The sequence below is a fragment of the Micromonospora sp. II genome, assembly GCF_001709195.1.
Classification (GTDB): domain Bacteria; phylum Actinomycetota; class Actinomycetes; order Mycobacteriales; family Micromonosporaceae; genus Micromonospora; species Micromonospora chalcea.
Map to the genome: position 1 here is coordinate 584033 of NZ_LYXF01000024.1, position 17077 is coordinate 601109.

The 17077-nt window shown below is 75.0% G+C and carries 12 protein-coding genes; all 12 read left to right on the plus strand.

Annotation, left to right across the window (positions count from 1 at the left end; all coding sequences use genetic code 11):
• Positions 1-11 precede the first annotated feature (11 nt).
• The 12 genes from A8711_RS14315 to A8711_RS14370 all read left to right on the plus strand — a co-directional run bounded on the left by A8711_RS14315 (position 12) and on the right by A8711_RS14370 (position 17030).
• Positions 12-2336, plus strand: coding sequence for a glycoside hydrolase family 3 N-terminal domain-containing protein (locus A8711_RS14315; RefSeq protein WP_043323415.1), 2325 nt, complete (start codon positions 12-14; stop codon positions 2334-2336).
• A 149-nt stretch (positions 2337-2485) separates the two neighbouring features.
• Entirely contained in the window at positions 2486-3589 is a 1104-nt protein-coding gene (locus tag A8711_RS14320) for a glycosyltransferase family 39 protein (protein ID WP_069088478.1), read from the plus strand.
• Between the two features lie 101 nt (positions 3590-3690).
• Positions 3691-5544 carry a glycosyltransferase family 2 protein gene (locus A8711_RS14325; protein WP_069088479.1) on the plus strand — a complete coding sequence of 618 codons (1854 nt, stop codon included), beginning with the start codon at positions 3691-3693 and terminating at the stop codon, positions 5542-5544.
• Positions 5538-6671 carry a glycoside hydrolase family 26 protein gene (locus A8711_RS14330; RefSeq protein ID WP_064445672.1) on the plus strand — a complete coding sequence of 378 codons (1134 nt, stop codon included), beginning with the start codon at positions 5538-5540 and terminating at the stop codon, positions 6669-6671. The genes A8711_RS14325 and A8711_RS14330 overlap by 7 nt, the downstream gene beginning before the upstream one ends.
• A gap of 41 nt (positions 6672-6712) precedes the next feature.
• Positions 6713-7594, plus strand: coding sequence for a DUF1963 domain-containing protein (locus A8711_RS31490; protein WP_083297012.1), 882 nt, complete (start codon positions 6713-6715; stop codon positions 7592-7594).
• Between the two features lie 154 nt (positions 7595-7748).
• A complete protein-coding gene (locus A8711_RS14340) occupies positions 7749-8639 on the plus strand; it encodes a lipase (RefSeq protein WP_043330042.1) in 891 nt (296 codons plus the stop codon).
• 93 nt (positions 8640-8732) lie between these two features.
• Positions 8733-11450, plus strand: coding sequence for a LuxR family transcriptional regulator (locus tag A8711_RS14345; protein WP_069088480.1), 2718 nt, complete (start codon positions 8733-8735; stop codon positions 11448-11450).
• A 565-nt stretch (positions 11451-12015) separates the two neighbouring features.
• The gene (locus A8711_RS14350) at positions 12016-14295 is read left to right on the plus strand and encodes an FAD-dependent oxidoreductase (protein ID WP_069088481.1); all 2280 of its coding nucleotides are present in this window, start codon (positions 12016-12018) and stop codon (positions 14293-14295) included.
• Positions 14292-14612, plus strand: a complete 321-nt coding sequence (locus A8711_RS14355) for a putative quinol monooxygenase (RefSeq protein ID WP_043323424.1) — start codon at positions 14292-14294, stop codon at positions 14610-14612. Before A8711_RS14350 ends, A8711_RS14355 begins: the two co-directional genes overlap by 4 nt.
• Positions 14609-15835, plus strand: coding sequence for a cytochrome P450 (locus A8711_RS14360; protein WP_043323426.1), 1227 nt, complete (start codon positions 14609-14611; stop codon positions 15833-15835). Before A8711_RS14355 ends, A8711_RS14360 begins: the two co-directional genes overlap by 4 nt.
• 52 nt (positions 15836-15887) lie before the next feature.
• Positions 15888-16553: a TcmI family type II polyketide cyclase gene (locus A8711_RS14365; RefSeq protein WP_043323429.1), complete on the plus strand. Its 666-nt coding sequence runs from the start codon at positions 15888-15890 to the stop codon at positions 16551-16553.
• A gap of 93 nt (positions 16554-16646) precedes the next feature.
• Positions 16647-17030, plus strand: a complete 384-nt coding sequence (locus A8711_RS14370) for a DUF1622 domain-containing protein (protein ID WP_043323431.1) — start codon at positions 16647-16649, stop codon at positions 17028-17030.
• Positions 17031-17077 lie beyond the last annotated feature (47 nt).

The window sequence follows — 17077 nt, forward strand, 5'->3', positions numbered from 1 at the left end:
AAAGGCACACCATGACAGGGGTCCACGCGGTGGTGGACGGGCCGGTACCGGCCCAGGCAGATTCGGACCACGACCGGTCGGACGGGCACGACGCCGAGACGCGCGTACGGGAACTGCTCGCTCGCATGACGACCGAGGAGAAGATCGCGCAGCTCGTCGGGTTCTGGGAGAAGGAGGACGGTGAGGCGGTCGCGCCCCTGCAGGGCGAGTTCGCCGACAGCGGCCGGCTCGAAGACTTCGCCCGGCACGGGCTGGGTCACCTCACCCGCCCCTACGGCACCCGCCCGGTCGATTCCGCGGCCCGCGCGGCCTGGCTGTGGAAGTTCCAGCGGGACCTGGTGACCGGTACCCGGCTGGGCATCCCGGCCATCGTGCACGAGGAGTGCCTGACCGGCCTGTCGGCCTGGAAGGCGGCCACCTTCCCGACGCCGCTTGCCTGGGGCGCCGCGTTCGACCCCGAGCTGGTCACCGAGATGGCGGCGGCGATCGGGGCCTCGATGCGCGCGCTCGGCATCCACCAGGGACTGTCCCCGGTGCTGGACGTGATCCGGGACCCGCGCTGGGGCCGGGTCGACGAGTGCATCGCCGAGGATCCGTACCTCGTGGGCACCATCGGCACCTCGTACGTGCGGGGACTGCAGTCGCAGGGCGTGCTCGCGACGCTGAAGCACTTCGCCGGCTACTCCGCCTCGCGGGCCGGGCGCAACTTCGGCCCGGTGCACGCCGGTCCCCGGGAACTCGCCGACGTGCTGCTGCCGCCGTTCGAGATGGCGATCCGCGACGGCGACGCGCGCAGCGTCATGCACTCGTACGCCGAGATCGACGGCGTGCCGGTCGCCGCCGACCCGACCATGCTCACCGACCTGCTGCGGGACCGGTGGGGGTTCGACGGCACCGTGGTGGCCGACTACTACGGCGTCGCCTTCCTCAACCTGCTGCACCACGTCGCGGCCGACCACGCGGACGCGGCGGCGCAGGCGCTGGCCGCGGGCCTGGACATCGAGTTGCCCACCGGCGACGCCTTCCTGACGCTGACCGAGTCGGTGCGGGCCGGCACTGTCGACGAGGCGCTGGTCGACCGGGCGGTGTTGCGCGTGCTGCGCCAGAAGCAGGAACTCGGGCTGCTCGACGCCACGTTCGCCGACGAGCCGCCGGGTGCCGTGGACCTCGACTCGCCGGAGCACCGGTCGATCGCGCGCCGGCTCGCCGAGGAGTCGATCGTCCTGGTCGCCAACGAGGGCGTGCTCCCGCTGCCGGCGGGCCGCCGCGTGGCGGTGGTCGGCCCGAACGCCGACCGGCAGGGCGCGTTGTTCGGCTGCTATTCCTTCCTCAACCACGTGCTGGCCCATCACCCGGGCGTGGAGACCGGCTTCGAGGTGCCGACCGTCCTGGAGGCGGTGCGCGCCGAGTTCGGCGCCGACCGGGTCACCTTCGCGGCCGGCTGCGAGGTGGACTCGGCGGACCGGTCCGGCTTCGACGAGGCGGTCGCCGTCGCGTCCGCCGCCGACGTGGCGGTCCTCGTGGTCGGCGACCACGCCAGCCTGTTCGGCCGCGGCACGGTCGGGGAGGGCTGCGACCGGGACGACCTGGAGCTGCCCGGCGTGCAGCGCCAGCTCGTCGAGGCGGTGCTGGACACCGGCACCCCGGTCGTCCTGGTGCTGCTGACCGGCCGGCCGTACGCGCTGGGCTGGGCGCTGACCCGGTGCGCGGCGGTGCTGCAGACGTTCTTCCCGGGCGAGGAGGGCGCCGGGGCGATCGCGGGTGTGCTCTCCGGGCGGGTCAACCCGTCCGGCCGGCTGCCGGTCACCCTGCCCGGCTCGGCCGGCGCGCAGCCGTACTCGTACCTGCACCCGGAGCTGGGGGCGGGCACGAACGGCACCAACCTGCCGGCGACGCCGGTGGCGCCGTTCGGTCACGGGCTGTCCTACACCACGTTCGCGTACACCGACCTGACCGTGCCGGCCGAGGTGCCGGCCGACGGGGCGCTGCGGGTGTCGGTGCGGGTCACGAACACCGGCGCGGTCGCCGGTGACGACGTGGTGCAGCTCTACGGCCGGGACCTGGTCGCCTCGGTGACCCGGCCGGTGGCGCAGCTGCTCGGCTACCGGCGGGTGCGTCTGGAGCCGGGGGCCTCGGTCACCGTCGAGCTGAGCGTGCCGACCACGCGGCTGGCCTTCACCGACCGCACGCTCACCCGCGTGGTGGAGCCCGGGGAGGTCGACGTCTGGGTGGGTACGAGCGCCCGGCGCGACGTCCAGGCGCGGACCACGCTGACCGGCGACACCGTCGAGATCACCGCCGCCTCGCCCCGCTGGACGACCACCGACCTCCGCTGAGCCGGGTCCGCCGGTCGTCCACGGGGCGGACGGCGGACCCTTTCAACCCATATTGACCTTATGTCGGTTTTGGCTCAGTAGGCTCCAGGATGTCATCCAGCCCCGGCTGGATCCCGGTCGCCGGCACCCACAGGGATGCGTGAGTCACGATGATGGACGCGGACACCATGGTCCTGCCCCGGATCGGGGACGCCGCGGTCGAGGACCCCTGGGGCGAGGACCGTCCGCGCCGCTCCACCGTCCGCGCCGCGACCGCCGCCGTGACCCGGTGGCGGATCGCGGCGTGGCTGCTGCCCGCGGTCCTGACCGGCGCGCTCGGCGCGACCCGGATCGCGACAGCGGGTCCGAGCGCCGGGGAGTCGGCGGCCCGCCGGGCGGCGACGTCGCCCTGGCAGGGGATCGGGCTCACCGGCGACGACATCGCGCTCGGGCCGTACCACCTGCTCCTGCGCGGCTGGGCGGAGCTGTTCGGCGCGACGGACCTCGCGCTGCGCGTACCGTCGCTGCTGGCCATGGTCGGGGCCGCGGCGCTCGTCGGCGCGGTCGCCACCCGGATCGCCACGCCCGCCGCCGGCCTGCTGGCCGGCCTGATCTTCGCGGCGCTGCCGACCTCGATCCGGTACGCGCAGCAGGCGCAGCCGTACGCCCTGGCGGTGTTCGCCGCCGTGCTCGCCACCTGGCTGCTGGCGTCCGCGCTCGACCGGCCGCGCCCGCGGCGGCTCGTGCCCTACGCGGGCGCGGTGCTGCTGCTCGGTCTGTGCCAGCCGGTGGCGTTGCTGCTGCTCGCCGCGCACGGCTGGGTCGTGCTGGCGTTCCGCCGCCGGGACACCGTCCGGTGGCTGGCCGCAGTGGCCGTCGGGCTGCTGCCGGTCGCCGCGCTGCTCGCCGTCGGCGTGCGTGAGGGCGGGCGCCTGGCGTCCGGCGCGTGGCCCGGCGCCGCCGTGCTGGCGGCCACGCCCGGAGAGCTGTTCGGCGTCGTCGCGCTCGGCGGCGTGCTGGCCGGGCTGGCCCTGTTCAGCCTCCCGCTGCGGTACCCGGCCGCGATCTGTACCGCCTGGGCGCTGGTGCCGGCGCTCGGGCTGCTGGCGCTGGCGCAGGCCGTGCCGGTCTGGTCGGCGGTGAACCTGCTGTTCACGGTGCCGGCCTGGGCGGTGCTCGGCGGGGTCGCCCTGGCCCGGGCGCGTGCGGCCGGCGCGCTCGCCGTGCTGGCTCTCGTGGCGCTGCTGGCGGCGGCGGCCCAGCTTCCCGCCTGACCGTCGACGAACGGGCGACGTCTGCCTGATTCGCCCTTTTTGTAGTTGATTGTCGGCTTAGCATTCGGTCGGCTCCTGAGCCTGCAGACCATGGGGGAAACGTGGCCGTCGCCGCCGATACACGCCCGTCCCGCGCCACGACGGCCGGGCCGCCGGGTGGCCGCCCGATCGCGCCCGTCCCGCCCGGGACGCCGGCCGATCCGGACCGCCGGCAGCGCAACGTCCGCGCCCGCCTGGCGTACGCCCGGTGCGGCGCCGTCGCCGGTCCGCTGCGCCCGCCGCGCGGCCCGGACGCGGCGGTCGAGTTCCGCCCCACCGCCTCGGTGGCCGCGCGGGTCGTGCTGACGCTGCTGGTGCTCGTCAACAGCGCCGCCGGGCTCGTCTTCGTCGGCTGGCTGCTGCTGCCCCAGCATGTGCCCGGCCCCGGCGTGGTCGGGCTCGGCGGGTGGCAGACCGCCGCCGCCCGGCTCGCGTTCTGCGTCGTCGTCGGCGTCGAGCTGATCCGCCTGGCGCAGAACGTGGTGGTCTGGGTCTTCGCCTTCCACGCCCGGGACCCGGTGCCGGTCGACCCGCCGGTCGGCCTGCGGGTCGCGCTGCTCACCACCATCGTGCCGAGCAAGGAGCCGCTGGACGTCGCGGAGCGTACGCTGCGCCGGCTCCGGGAGATCGTCTACTGCGGGCACGTCGACGTGTGGATCCTCGACGAGGGCGACGACCCGGCGGTCCGGGCGATGGCCGCGCGGCTGGGCGTACGCCACTTCACCCGTAAGGGCCGGCCCGAGTACAACCGGCCCGGCGGCGAGTTCCGGGCCCGGACCAAGTCCGGCAACCACAACGCCTGGCGGGCCGAGCACGAGCACCGCTACGACGTGGTCGCGAACGTCGACCCGGACCACGTGCCGCTGCCGAACTTCCTGGAACGCACGCTCGGCTACTTCCGCGACCCGGATGTGGCGTTCGTGGTGACGCCCCAGGTGTACGGCAACATGCACCAGAACTTCGTCGCCCACGGCGCCTCCGTGCAGCAGTACCTCTACAACGGCCTGATCGCCCGCGGCGGCAACGGCCTGGACGCGCCGCTGCTCACCGGCACCGGGCACCTCTACCGCCCGGCGGCCTGGCGGACCATCGGCGGCTACCAGGACTCGATCATCGAGGACCACCTCACCAGCATCCGCGTGCACGCCGCCGTCAACCCGGCCACCGGCCGCCGGTGGAAGGGCGTCTACACCCCGGACGTGGTGGCGCTCGGTGAGGGGCCGACGTCCTGGGCGGACTACTTCAACCAGCAGAAGCGCTGGGCCGCCGGGATCTGCGAGATCCTGCTCCGCCGCGAGATGCGTACGCCGCGCGACCTGCCGTCGCGCCGTCGCTGGCAGTACCGCCTGCTCCAGTTCTACTACCCGAGCGTCGCGGTGAGCCTGCTGCTGGGCAACGCCGCCACCGCGCTCTACCTGCTGACCGGCGTCGACGCGGGCCGGCTCGACCCGCAGGTGTGGGCGACGCTGTGGGGCGCCACCGTCGGCACCTGGTTCCTGCTCTGGCTCTGGCTGCGGCGCTTCAACATCGCCCCGCACGAACGCGAGGAGGTGGGCGTGGCCGGCATGGCGCTCGCCCTGTTCGCCGGGCCGGTCTACGTGGCCGCGGCGGCCGGCGCGCTGCTGCGCCGCCGGCTCGGCTTCGTGGTGACCGCCAAGGGGGCGCTGCGCACTGTGGAGTCCCTGCGCACGTTCCGGCTGCATCTGTGCTGGGCGCTGGCGGCGGCCGGGCTGCTCGCGGCGAGCTTCGCGCTCGGCCACGACTATCCGCTGCTGCGGATCTGGCCGGCGCTGACGCTGCTGACCGGGCTCGCGCCACCGCTGATCGCCTGGGTGGAGGGCCTGCGGGACCGCCGGCGCCGGTCGGCGGAGGCGGCGTGGAAGCAGCCGGCGGCTGAGGGCGGTGTCCCGTGCTGAGGCCGACCGCGCCCCGGGTGGGCCTCGCGCTGGCCGGGTTGCTGCTGCTCGCGTACGCCTTCGTGGTGGCGCCCGGAGCGTGGCGCGACCCGGGCACGGGCGCATCGGCGCACGGGCGCGTCCCGGCGACGCCGCAGGCGAGCGCCGGCGCGCCGGGCGGCGGCCTGTTCCCCCCGGCCGGGCAGGCGTTCTTCGGGGTGATGACCGACAAGGGACCGCACGACTTCGCGCCGGTCGACCGGTTCGTCGAGGCGGCCGGGCGGGCGCCGCAGGTGATGCTCTTCGGCGCCGACTGGGCGTCGGCCGAGTTCGACCGGAGCCTGTTCGACCGGATCGCCGAGCGGGGCATGATGCCCATGCTCGGCTGGGAGCCGTGGGACCACACGGTCGACCTGGCGGCCCGGCGCACCGGCCTGGCGGTCCGGCAGATCGACCGGCTCCGGGCCACCCAGCCGGACTACCGGCTGGACCGGATCGCGCGCGGCGACTTCGACGCCTACCTGCGGTCCTGGGCCGAGGGGGTCCGGTCGCTCGGCTACCCGGTCGCGATCCGCTTCGCGCACGAGATGAACGGCGACTGGTATCCGTGGTGCGAGCGGGCCAACGGCAACCGCCCCGGCGACTACGTGCGGGCCTGGCGGCACGTGCACGACCTCTTCGCCCGGGCCGGCGCCACGAACGTCACCTGGGTGTGGAGCCCGAACGCCCGCTGGGACAAGACGACAGCCGGGCTGACCGGGCTCTACCCGGGTGACGACTACGTCGACTGGGTCGGCGTCACCGGCTACTACGGCACCGGCGCGTTCACCAAGACGTACTGGTCGTTCGACCAGATCTTCGGCCCGACCATCGCCGAGATCCGCAAGGTCACCCGCAGGCCGCTGGTGGTCACCGAGACCGGCGCCGCCGACACCGCCGGACGCAAGGCCCGGTGGATCCGGGAGACGTTCGGCTCCCTGCCCCGGTACCCGGACCTGATCGGGCTGATCTGGTTCGAGGTGGACAAGGAGCAGGACTGGCGCATCGCCGGGTCACCCGCCGCGGCGACCGCGTTCGCCGAGGCGGTGGGCGGCGCGCGCTACGACGTGACCTGGTCGGCGACATCGAGGCCGCGCGCCGGGCCCTGACCCACCCTCCATGTCGGACGGTGCCGCTACTCTCCACGATCATGGATGAGAGAGAGCAGTTCCGGCGGGCGGCGATCGAGCAGGGCGTGCCCGAGGGCGAGGTGGCCCGCTTCGCGGAGCTGATCCGGTTCCGGATCCACGCCTGGCGGCGTGAGGACGGCGTGCACGCCGGGCGGCGGGGCGGGCGGCCGCGGCTGCCGGTGGGCGTGCCGTGGCCCACGTGCCCGGAGGGCTCTCCGTTGCCGTTCCTGCTCCGGCTCGACTGCGCGGCGCTGCCCCGGGTGCCCGACCTCGCCCTGCCGGCCGACGGCACGCTGCTGTTCTTCCTCGACCAGGAGGGCGCACAGGACGTCTGCGGCATCGAGAACGAGAAGGCGTACGCGCGGGTCGTGTACGTCCCGGCCGGCGCCGAGACGGTGGACGGTGTGGACGTCCTACCCGCCGGGACCGACCTGGGCCGTTTCCTCGCCCCCGAGCACGAGATGTACGCCGGGCTCCAGGCGGAACTGCCGGACTGGCTGGACCGCTCGGAGGAGTGGCTGTGCGACACCCAGATCAAGCTGCTGCGCGACCTGCCGCACCGCAAGGAGATGGGCGCGCTGCTCGAGCAGCTCTGGCCGGAGCGGGACGGGTGGATTCAGCACGACGTCTTCGTCGGCGGCTACACCATCTCGGCGCAGGATCCGCCCGAGACGTTCATGACGGACCGGGAGCGGATGCAGCAGGCGAGCTCCCTGCCCCGCGCGGAGCGGCTGGTGGCTCAGTACGAGGAAGAACAGCGGGTGGTGCGCGAGTGGGTGCCGCTGGCCCAGTTCGGCGTACCGGACGAGGAGTACGTCAACGCGCGGTTCCTGATCCGCCACGACGACCTCGCCGCCGGGCGGTTCGACAGGGTGCTGTCCTTCTGCGAGTTCACCGAGTGACAGCCGGGCCGGTTCAGCGTGCGGACCGCCCGCAGTGCCGCCTCCACGTCCTGCCCGCCGCCCGCGCGGACCGGTGATTTCGCCGATGCGCGGCGCGCCGAAGGCATCGATGCTGACCCATGTCGATGTAATTCCGGCGCAAGGAGTGACCGACGTGCCCACCACCATCCGTTCCCGTACCCCCGTCCGTGCCCTGGCCCGGTTCGCCGTGGCGGCGCTGCTCGCCACCGGCGGCGCGCTCGCCGCCCCGGTCGCGGCGAGCGCCGCCAGCCCCTACGAGCGCGGCCCGGCGCCCACCAGCGCCATCCTGGAGGCCAGCCGCGGCCCGTTCGCCACCTCGTCGATCAACGTCTCCTCGCTGAGCGTGACCGGCTTCGGCGGCGGCGTCATCTACTACCCGACCAGCACCGCCGAGGGCACCTTCGGCGCGGTCGCCATCTCGCCCGGCTACACCGCCTCCTGGTCCAGCCTGAGCTGGCTCGGCCCGCGGATCGCCTCACACGGCTTCGTGGTGATCGGCATCGAGACCAACACCCGGCTGGACCAGCCGGCCAGCCGGGGCCGGCAGCTCCTGGCCGCGCTGGACTACCTGACCGAGCGCAGCTCGGTGCGCGGCCGGATCGACTCGTCCCGGCTCGCGGTGGCCGGTCACTCGATGGGCGGCGGCGGCAGCCTGGAGGCCGCGGCGGCGCGGCCGTCGCTGCAGGCCGCCGTTCCGCTGGCGCCGTGGAACCTGGACAAGACCTGGTCCGATGTACGGGTGCCGACGCTCATCATCGGCGGCGAGACCGACAGCGTCGCGCCGGTGGCGACCCACTCGATCCCGTTCTACAACAGCATCCCGGCGTCCTCGGAGAAGGCGTACCTGGAGCTGGACGGCGCGAGCCACTTCTTCCCGCAGACGACGAACACGCCGACGGCGAAGCAGATGGTGGCCTGGCTGAAGCGGTTCGTCGACGACGACACCCGCTACGAGCAGTTCCTCTGCCCCGGCCCGAGCGGGTCGGCGATCCAGGAGTACCGCAACACCTGCCCCAGCGCCTGAGCCCGTCCGCTGCCGGGGTGGTCGTCGCGACGACCACCCCGGCAGCATGTCCGCCTCTTTTCCGACGGGTTGCCCATCTGTGACACTGCATGCATGCTTTCTGCATCGACAGTGCATATTGCTCTGCGGGGCCGGGACGACGAGTGCGACGCGATCCGCCGGCTCCTCGACCGGGACTCCGGCGGCGCGCTGCTGTTCCACGGGCCGCCCGGCGCCGGCCGCGGCGCCCTGCTGGCGTACGCCCGCCGGTGGGCGACGGGACGCACGGTGCTCACCGGCGCCGGCCTGGCCGACGAGTCGACGTTGCCCTACGCCGGCCTGCACCGCCTGCTCGACCCGGTGCTGGACGCGGACACCGCGCTGCCGGTGCGGCAGCGCCGGCTGCTGCGCCGCGTGCTCGGCGGCGACGGCTGCCCGGCCGACCAGCGGCTGGCCCTCGCCGCGGCGGTCCGCTCCCTGCTCGCCGCCGTGGCCGCGGACCGGCCGCTGCTGTGCACGGTGGACGACCTCGACATCGGCGACCGGCAGAGCGCCTGGACGCTCGCCGTCGTGGCGCGCCGACTGCGCCGGCTGCCGGTGGCGGTGCTGCTGACCGCCACCGCCCCGGCCACTGTCGACGGCGTGCCGGCGCACCGGCTGCGCCCGCTGGACGCCGACGAGTGCCACGCGATGCTCACCGACCGGGGGCACCGGCCGTCCGCGCCGGTGGCCGCCGCGCTGGCCACGCTCAGCGGCGGCAGCCCGGCGGCGCTGGCCGACCTGGCCGGCAGCCTCACCCCGGCCCAGTGGCGGGGCGAGGCGCCGTTGCCCGGCACGCCGCCGGTGGACGGCGCGCTCGCCGCCGCGTACCGGGCCCGCCTGGACCGGCTGCCGGCGCCGACCCGGCGGATGGTGCTGCTCGCCGCGCTCGACGACGCCGCCGACCCGGGCACGCTGGTACGCGCCGCCTGGTCCGCCGGTCTGACCGTGGAAGCGCTCGCCCCCGCCGAGGCGGCCGGGCTGCTGCGGACCGGGCCCGGCGGGGTGACGTTCCCGCACCCGCTCGCCCGCACGATGATCACCGCCGTCGCGCCGCTGGCCGACCTGCGCGCGGCGCACCTGCTGCTGGCCGGCACGCTCGCCGGCGGCCCGCTGGGCCGCGCGCTGCGCCACGCCACCGCCCCCGACTGCCCGGCCGACGTGCTCGCCGCCGAACTGACGGCGGCGGTGGACGGGGCGTCCGACCGCGCCGCCGCGGCCGCCGCGCTGCGCCGCGCCGCCGAGCTGACCGCCGATCCCGGGCGGGCCGCCGAACTGACGGTGGCGGCGGCCCGCTGCGCCTGGACCGCCGGCGACCCGGACCAGGCCCGGGGGCTGCTACGGCACCTGACCGCCGCGCCGCCCGCACAGGACCGGGCCGACCTGCTCCGCGGCGAGATGCAGCTGCGCTGCGACGCGCCCGCCGCCGCGGTCGCCACGCTGCTGGCCGCCGCCGACGCGGTCGCGCCGGCCGACCGGCGCTCCGCCCTGCTCGCGCTGGTCCGCGCGGGCGAGGCCATCTGCGTCACCGGCGACCAGTTCCGCTACGCCGAGGTGGCCCGCCGCGCGGAGGCGCTGCGGCGGCCCGGCGACCCGCCCGACCTGGACCTGCTGGCCACCTTCGCGGTGGGCGTCGGGGCGACCCTGCGCGGCGACCACGCCCGTGGCGGTCCGGCGCTGCGCCGGGTCGTCGTCCTCGGCGGCCGGCTGTCCGGGCCCGCGCTCACCCCGGGCGCGCTGGTCTGCGCCGCCGCGGCGGCGCTGCTGGTGGCGGTGGACGGGCCCGCGCACCGGCTCGCCGGCCGGGCGGTCGACGTGGCCCGCTCGCGCGGCGAGCTGTCCCTGCTGCCCCGGGCGCTGGAGCTGCGCGCCGTCGCCGAGTACTGGCTGGGCCGGCACGAGGCGGCGGCGGAGACCGCCCGCGAGGGCGTGCGCGCCGCCCGCGACACCGGCCAGCACGCCTGCGCCCAGGTGCACCTCGGCATCCTCGCGGTGCTGGCCGCGGTACGCGCCGACCGGGCCGGCGCGCTGGCCCGGATCGCCGAGATCGGTGACGGGGCCGCGCCCGGGAGCCGGCCGGACGCGTACGCCAGGTGGGCGCTCGGTGTGCTGGACCTCATCGACGGCCGGTACGCCGACGCGGTCGCCCGGCTGTCCACGCTGGCCCGCACCGGCACCGGGCGGGGGCAGGTGCTGGTGCAGGTGATGGCCACGCCGTACCTGGTGGAGGCCGCCGCCCATGACGGCAGGCGCCCGGCCGCCGCGCTCGCCGTGTTCGACCACTGGGCCAGCAGCACGGCCAGCCCGTCGCGGCGGGCCCTGGCGGCGCGCTGCCGCGCGCTGCTCGCGCCCCGGGGCGGCCCGGAGGCCGAACGGGAGTTCCACGCGGCGCTGCGGCTGCACCCGGCCGACACCGACCGGTTCGAGCGGGCCCGCACCGAACTGCTGTTCGGCCGCGAGCTGCGCCGCCGGCGCCGCCCCCGCGACGCCCGGGCCCACCTGCACCGGGCGCGGGAGACGTTCACAGTGCTCGGCGCGACCGTCTGGGCCGACCGGGCGGGCGAGGAGCTGCGCGCGGCGGGGGAGTCGGTCGGGCCGGCGCCGAACGGCCCGGAGCAGTTGCTGACCGGGCAGCAGCTGCACATCGCCCGGTTGGTCGCGCAGGGGGCGACCAACCGGGAGATCGCCACCCGGATGTCGTTGTCCACCCGGACCGTCGACCACCACCTGCGCAACGTGTTCCACCGGCTGGGTGTGCGCTCCCGCACCGAACTGGCCCGCCTGCTGGCCTGACCACCGGCCGCGCCCCGCCCCGCCCCGCCGCGCCGCGCCGCGACCGTCGTCGGGCCGGGCCGCAGGCACGTCGCGCCGCGCCGGCCCCGCGACCGGCACGGTGCACGCCGTGACCGTGCACACCCGCCACCCCTCCCCACCCCGGTCGCGGAGAGTCACGGGAGTGTCCGGCGGGACGTGCGCACATGGCCGCCTTTGCTCTGCAGCCGCGTACGCATCGATCACTGACAGTGCTCGTTCGGGATCTTGCCGAAATCGGGCTGACCGTCCGGGCCGCAGGTCAGTGCAGTGATGCGCCAATGGCTGCAGAGCAAAGGCGGCCGAAAGGCCTGCCTGCCCGACCTCGACGCTCTCACGCTCGGTGAGGTCGACGCAGAGTGAGGCAGGTGGGGAATCCGTCTGCCGGCTGCGCCGGTCGCACGGCATCAGCACGCTCCCGACCGTCGTGCGCGCCGTCCCGGCGGCGTCACCGGGGCCGGACCTCCGGCGGGTCGACGGTGACGAGGTGGTGACGCGGGCTGCGGCAGGGTCGCGGCACGACGACGGCACGGTTCGAGGGGGCTGCATGATCAGGACGATGCTCCGGCTGCGCGCGCGCCCCGGGTGCGAGCCCGCCGTCGGGCCCGCGTTCGAGACCGTGGCGGGGCAGCTCGGCGCGCTGGCCGGCAACCTGCGGCACGAGCTGCTGCGCGACGCCCTCGACCCGCGCGGCTTCGTCGTCGTCACCGAATGGGCCGACGAGGCGGCGCTGAGCGCGTACCGGCGCGGGCCGGTGGCGGCCCGCCTGGCCGGCCTGCTCCAGCCGCTGACCGAGCCGGCCGACGGCCCCGGCTACCCGCTGCTGCGCGAGACCGGGGACGGCGAGGGCCCGGTCTACGTGGACGTCGAGCTGACCGTGCCGCGCGACCGGCTCGCCGAGTTCCACCGGGGCTACCCCGAGGTGGTACGGCGGATGACCGCGATACCCGGCTACCGCCGCGAGCAGCTGCTGCGCGAACCCGGCTCGGACATCCACCACATCTTCGCCGAGTGGGACGGCGCCGCGCCGTTCCTCGCCTGGATCAGCGACCCGGCCCACGCCTCCGCGCAGGCCGGACCGATCGCACCGTTCCTTCTCGACATCCGGCGCCGCCTGTTCCACGTCGTGCCCGACGCGGACGGCAGAAGTCACCCCACCACGGGCTGGGAGGCCGACGTGCACAGGACAACAGACGTACTCGTCGTCGGGGCGGGGCCCACCGGGCTGACCGCCGCCGTCGAACTGGCCCGGCGGGGCATCGACTGCCTGGTGATCGAGAAGCAGGCCACCCCGCCCGGCCACGCCGACAAGGCGATCGGCGTGCACTGCCGCACCATGGAGATCTGGGAGGAGCAGGGCGTCGTCCGGGAGGCGATGGACGCCGGCATCTGGCTCACCGGCAACATGGTGTTCGTCAACGGCGCGCAGACCCACCGGATGAGCTGGGAGCTGCCCGGCCTGCCGTACGCCCACCTCGGCCTGCCGCAGTACGAGACCGAGCGCATCCTCACCGACCGGCTCGCCGCCCTCGGGGTGCGCCCGCGGCGCGGCGCCGAACTCGCCGACCTCACCCAGGACGCCGACGGCGTGACCGCCACCGTCCGCACCGCCGACGGCGGCACCGAGACGGTACGCGCCCGGTACGTCGTCGGCGCCGACGGCGCGCACAGCCGCGTCCGGGAGCGGCTCGGGCTCACCTTCACCGGCGGGCTGGGCCGGTTCCCGCAACTGTTCATGCTGGTCGACGTCGACGTGAACTGGGACGTGCCGGACGGGCACCTGCTGCGGTTCCTGCACATGACCGACGGGCAGATGGACGGGATGCTGGTCTGCGTACCGCTGCGCGGCGAGCACCGCTACCGCATAGCCACCCTCGCCCCGCCCCGGTTCTTCGCCCAGACCGGCGGACGCGACGCCCCGCCCGGGTTCAGCGAGGAACTCGACGAGCCCACCATCGAAGACGTGCAGGCCGCGCTGGACCGCCTCGCGCCACCCGGCACCCGGGCGAGCAACCTGCGCTGGTCGTCGGTGTTCCGGATCAGCCACGGCATCGTCGACCGCTACCGCGACGGCCGGATCTTCGTCGCCGGGGACGCCGCCCACCTGCACCCGCCGGCCGGCGGCCAGGGCATGAACACGGGCATCCAGGACGCCTGGAATCTGGCCTGGAAACTCGCGCTCGCGGTACGCGGGCTCGCCGCGCCCGGACTGCTGGACAGCTACGAGACCGAGCGGCGGCCGGAGGGCGAGGAGATCGTCGGCCGGGCGGTACGGATGGCCGGCACCGAGGAGGTGGACCGCGCCGACCTGGAACGGCAGTTCCTCCAGGAGATGTCCATGCTGCTCAGTTACGCCGGCAGCCCGCTGGTCGGGGAGACCGTCGCCGACCCGGCCGCGCTCGGCGACGCGCCCCGCCCCGGCGACATCGCGCCCGACGTCGACGGGCTGCGCCGCCGTGGCGTCGGCCATCCGCTGCGGCTGCGTGACCTGACCCGGGGCACCCGGCACACGCTGCTGCTCTACGCCGACCGCACGGCCGGCGCGGCGGAGCTGGCCGCGTTCACCGGCCTGTGCGTCGACGCGCGGCGGCTCGCCGGTGGGGAGCTCGACGCGTACCTGCTGCTCGACCCGGACGCCGACGAACCGCGACTGCTGGACCCGCCGGTGGTGCGCGACGCCGAGCGCCGCTTCCGCGCCGGGTACGGGCTGGACGGCACCGGCCTGTACCTGATCCGCCCGGACGGGCACGTCGGCTTCCGGGGCGCGCCGGTCGACCCGGACGCGCTGCGCAAGCACCTGCACCTGGTGTTCGGGGGCGCGCGGTGAGCCGGGTCCGGACCGTGCTGGCGATGCGGACCCGGGAGGGGTGCGCGGAGCGCTTCGAGGCCGAATGGCTCAGCGCCGCCGAACAGATCCGCACCCTGGACGGCTGCCTGCACCAGGACCTGGTCCGTGACGCCGACGACCCGCGCAGCTACCTGGTCATCAGCGACTGGGCCGACCGCGAGCGGCTGGACGCGTTCGGCCGCAGCGAGCAGCGCGACCGGCTGCTGCGCGTCATCCGGGAGCTGCGCGAGTCCGCGGACCGGCACACCTACCAGGTGCTGCACAGCGTGGCCGGCGAGCCGGGGGAGGGGCGATGACCGACGACGTGATGCCGGCGAGCGAGCTGTACACCGACTCGTTCGCGGCCGACCCGTACCCCGCGCTGGCGCGGCTGCGCGCCGAGCGGCCGGTCTGCCCGGTCGGCTCGCCGCGCTTCGACTCCTGGCTGATCACCCGCTTCGACGACGCGCGCACCGCGCTGACCGACCCGCGCCTGTCCAAGGACCTGTACGGCCCGGACCAGCACTACCTGAAGATCTTCGGCCCGAACTCCGAGGGCCTGAACCGCAACATGCTCAACTCCGACCCGCCGGAGCACACCCGGCTGCGTCGCGTGGTGTCGCAGGCGTTCGCGCCGCGGCGGATCGAGGCGCTGCGCCCCCGGGTGGCGTCGATCGTCGACCAGCTGATCGACAAGATGGCGCCGCACGGCGAGGCGGACCTGATGCACGAGTTCGCCATCCCGCTGCCGATGACTGTCATCTGCGAACTGCTCGGCGTGCCGCCGGCCGACCACGACCGGGTGCTCGACTGGACCCAGGTCATCCGCACCTCCGGCTCCACCAGCCGGCCGCCGGCGCAGGAACGGGCCGCGGTGCAGGAGGCCCAGCTGCGGCTGCACCACTACCTGGCCGGGCTGGTCCGGGCCAAACGCGACGACCCGGCCGACGACATCATCGCCGCGTTGATCCGGGCGGTCGACCAGGACGGGACGCTGTCCGAGGCGGAACTGGTCACCACCACGTTCCTGCTGCTGTTCGCCGGGCACCAGACCACCGCCGACTTCCTCGGCAACGCGGTGCTGGCGCTGCTCACCCACCCCGAGCAGATGGAACTGCTGCGCGCCACGCCGCGCCTGCTGCCGGCCGCGATCGAGGAACTGCTCCGGTTCGACGGGCCGCTGCCCGTGGCCAGCCCGCGCATCGCCACCGAGGACGTCGACTACCAGGGCGTACGCATCCCGCGTGGCGCGATCGTCGGAGTCGCGATCAACGCGGCCAACCACGACCCGGCGCACTTCGCCGACCCGGACCGGCTGGACCTGCGCCGCGTCCGGGGCCCGCACCTCGGGTTCGGGCACGGCGTCCACTACTGCCTGGGCGTCTCGCTGGCCCGGATGGAGGCCGAACTCGCGCTCGGCGCGCTGCTGCGCCGGCTGCCCGGACTGCGCCTGGGCGTGCCGCTCGCGCAGGTGCGCCGGCTCCCCGCCGCCTCGCCGTTCCGCGGCCTGCTGGAACTGCCTGTCACCTTCACCGCCTGACGGCGCCGCCGCCTCGCGCCGCCGCCCCCGTCGCAATCATCAAGGAGCAGTCATGGTCTTCCGCAACGTGATCGTCTGTCACATGGTCCCCGGCAGCGAGCAGATCGTCGGCGACGTGTTCGGCCACTACGACCAGGCCACCCGGCCGCAGGACCTGGGCGTCATCGGCCGGTACCTGCTGTCCCACCACGACCTCTACCTGCACGTGATCGAGCGGGAGCAGGACCCGCGGATCTCCGGGCAGACGCGCGGGCTGCCCGCCTTCCAGAAGATCGCCGAGGAGATCGGCCCGTACGTGACCCCGTACCCGCGCTACTGGAAGAACCCGTCGGACTCGGTGGCCAAGGAGTTCTACCACTGGGCGCCCGAGGGCGAGCCGCCCGCCGACACCACGCTCACCGTCATCGTCGGGCGGATCAAGCCCGGCGCCGAGCCGGACGTGGCGCGGGTCTTCGCCGAGTCCGACGCCGGGTCGCTTCCGGCCGACCTCGGGGTCACCGGCCGCTGGCTCTACTCGATCGACGACGTCTACGTGCACCTGCTGGAACAGGAGACGTCGGCGGCCGAGGCCACCCGCGACCGGCACGGCGACAAGCCCGCCTTCGGCAAGGTGATGCAGGACCTCGGCCCGTACATCGAGCCGTACCGGCCGGAGAAGTGGCAGGGCCCGCAGGACTCCCTGGCCACCGTCTTCTACCGCTGGCAGGCCCAGGACTGAGCACGCCTCCGCGCTCCCGCCCTCCGGGTGGCGGGAGCGCGGAAACGCCGCCCCCGCGACCGGCCGTACGCCAGGCTGGTGCGGGGGTGCCGGGTGCCGACGAAGGAGATCGTCCAGCACGTCGGGGCGCTGCTGGACCTGGCCGGGGTGCTGGTGATCGCGGTCGGCGTCGCGGTCGCCACAGTCGTGTTCGCGGTGCGCTGCGTCCGGACCCGGCAGGTGGTGGCGCACTACCGGGCGTACCGGCAGGGGGTCGGCCGGGCCATCCTGCTCGGCCTGGAGTTCCTGGTCGGCGGCGACATCATCCGGACCGTCGCGGTGTCGCCCACGTTCACCAGCGTCGGCGTGCTGGCGCTGATCGTGCTGGTCCGTACGTTCCTCAGCTTCTCCCTCGAGGTGGAGCTGGACGGCCGGTGGCCCTGGCAGGGCCGCCCTCCGGCGGACCGGCCGAGCGTCGGCGCCCGCCCGCAGCGCTGATCGCCCGTCACGTATTACCCCCAGGGGGTATGGTGGTCGGCGGAGGT

What these genes read in the sequence shown, in the direction of transcription:
- A8711_RS14350 (WP_069088481.1), top strand. Translation starts at nt 12,016, where the DNA reads ATGATCAGGACGATGCTCCGGCTGCGCGCGCGCCCCGGGTGCGAGCCC.
- A8711_RS14365 (WP_043323429.1), top strand. Translation starts at nt 15,888, where the DNA reads ATGGTCTTCCGCAACGTGATCGTCTGTCACATGGTCCCCGGCAGCGAG.
- A8711_RS14360 (WP_043323426.1), top strand. Translation starts at nt 14,609, where the DNA reads ATGACCGACGACGTGATGCCGGCGAGCGAGCTGTACACCGACTCGTTC.
- A8711_RS14320 (WP_069088478.1), top strand. Translation starts at nt 2,486, where the DNA reads ATGATGGACGCGGACACCATGGTCCTGCCCCGGATCGGGGACGCCGCG.
- A8711_RS14345 (WP_069088480.1), top strand. Translation starts at nt 8,733, where the DNA reads ATGCTTTCTGCATCGACAGTGCATATTGCTCTGCGGGGCCGGGACGAC.
- A8711_RS31490 (WP_083297012.1), top strand. Translation starts at nt 6,713, where the DNA reads ATGGATGAGAGAGAGCAGTTCCGGCGGGCGGCGATCGAGCAGGGCGTG.
- A8711_RS14315 (WP_043323415.1), top strand. Translation starts at nt 12, where the DNA reads ATGACAGGGGTCCACGCGGTGGTGGACGGGCCGGTACCGGCCCAGGCA.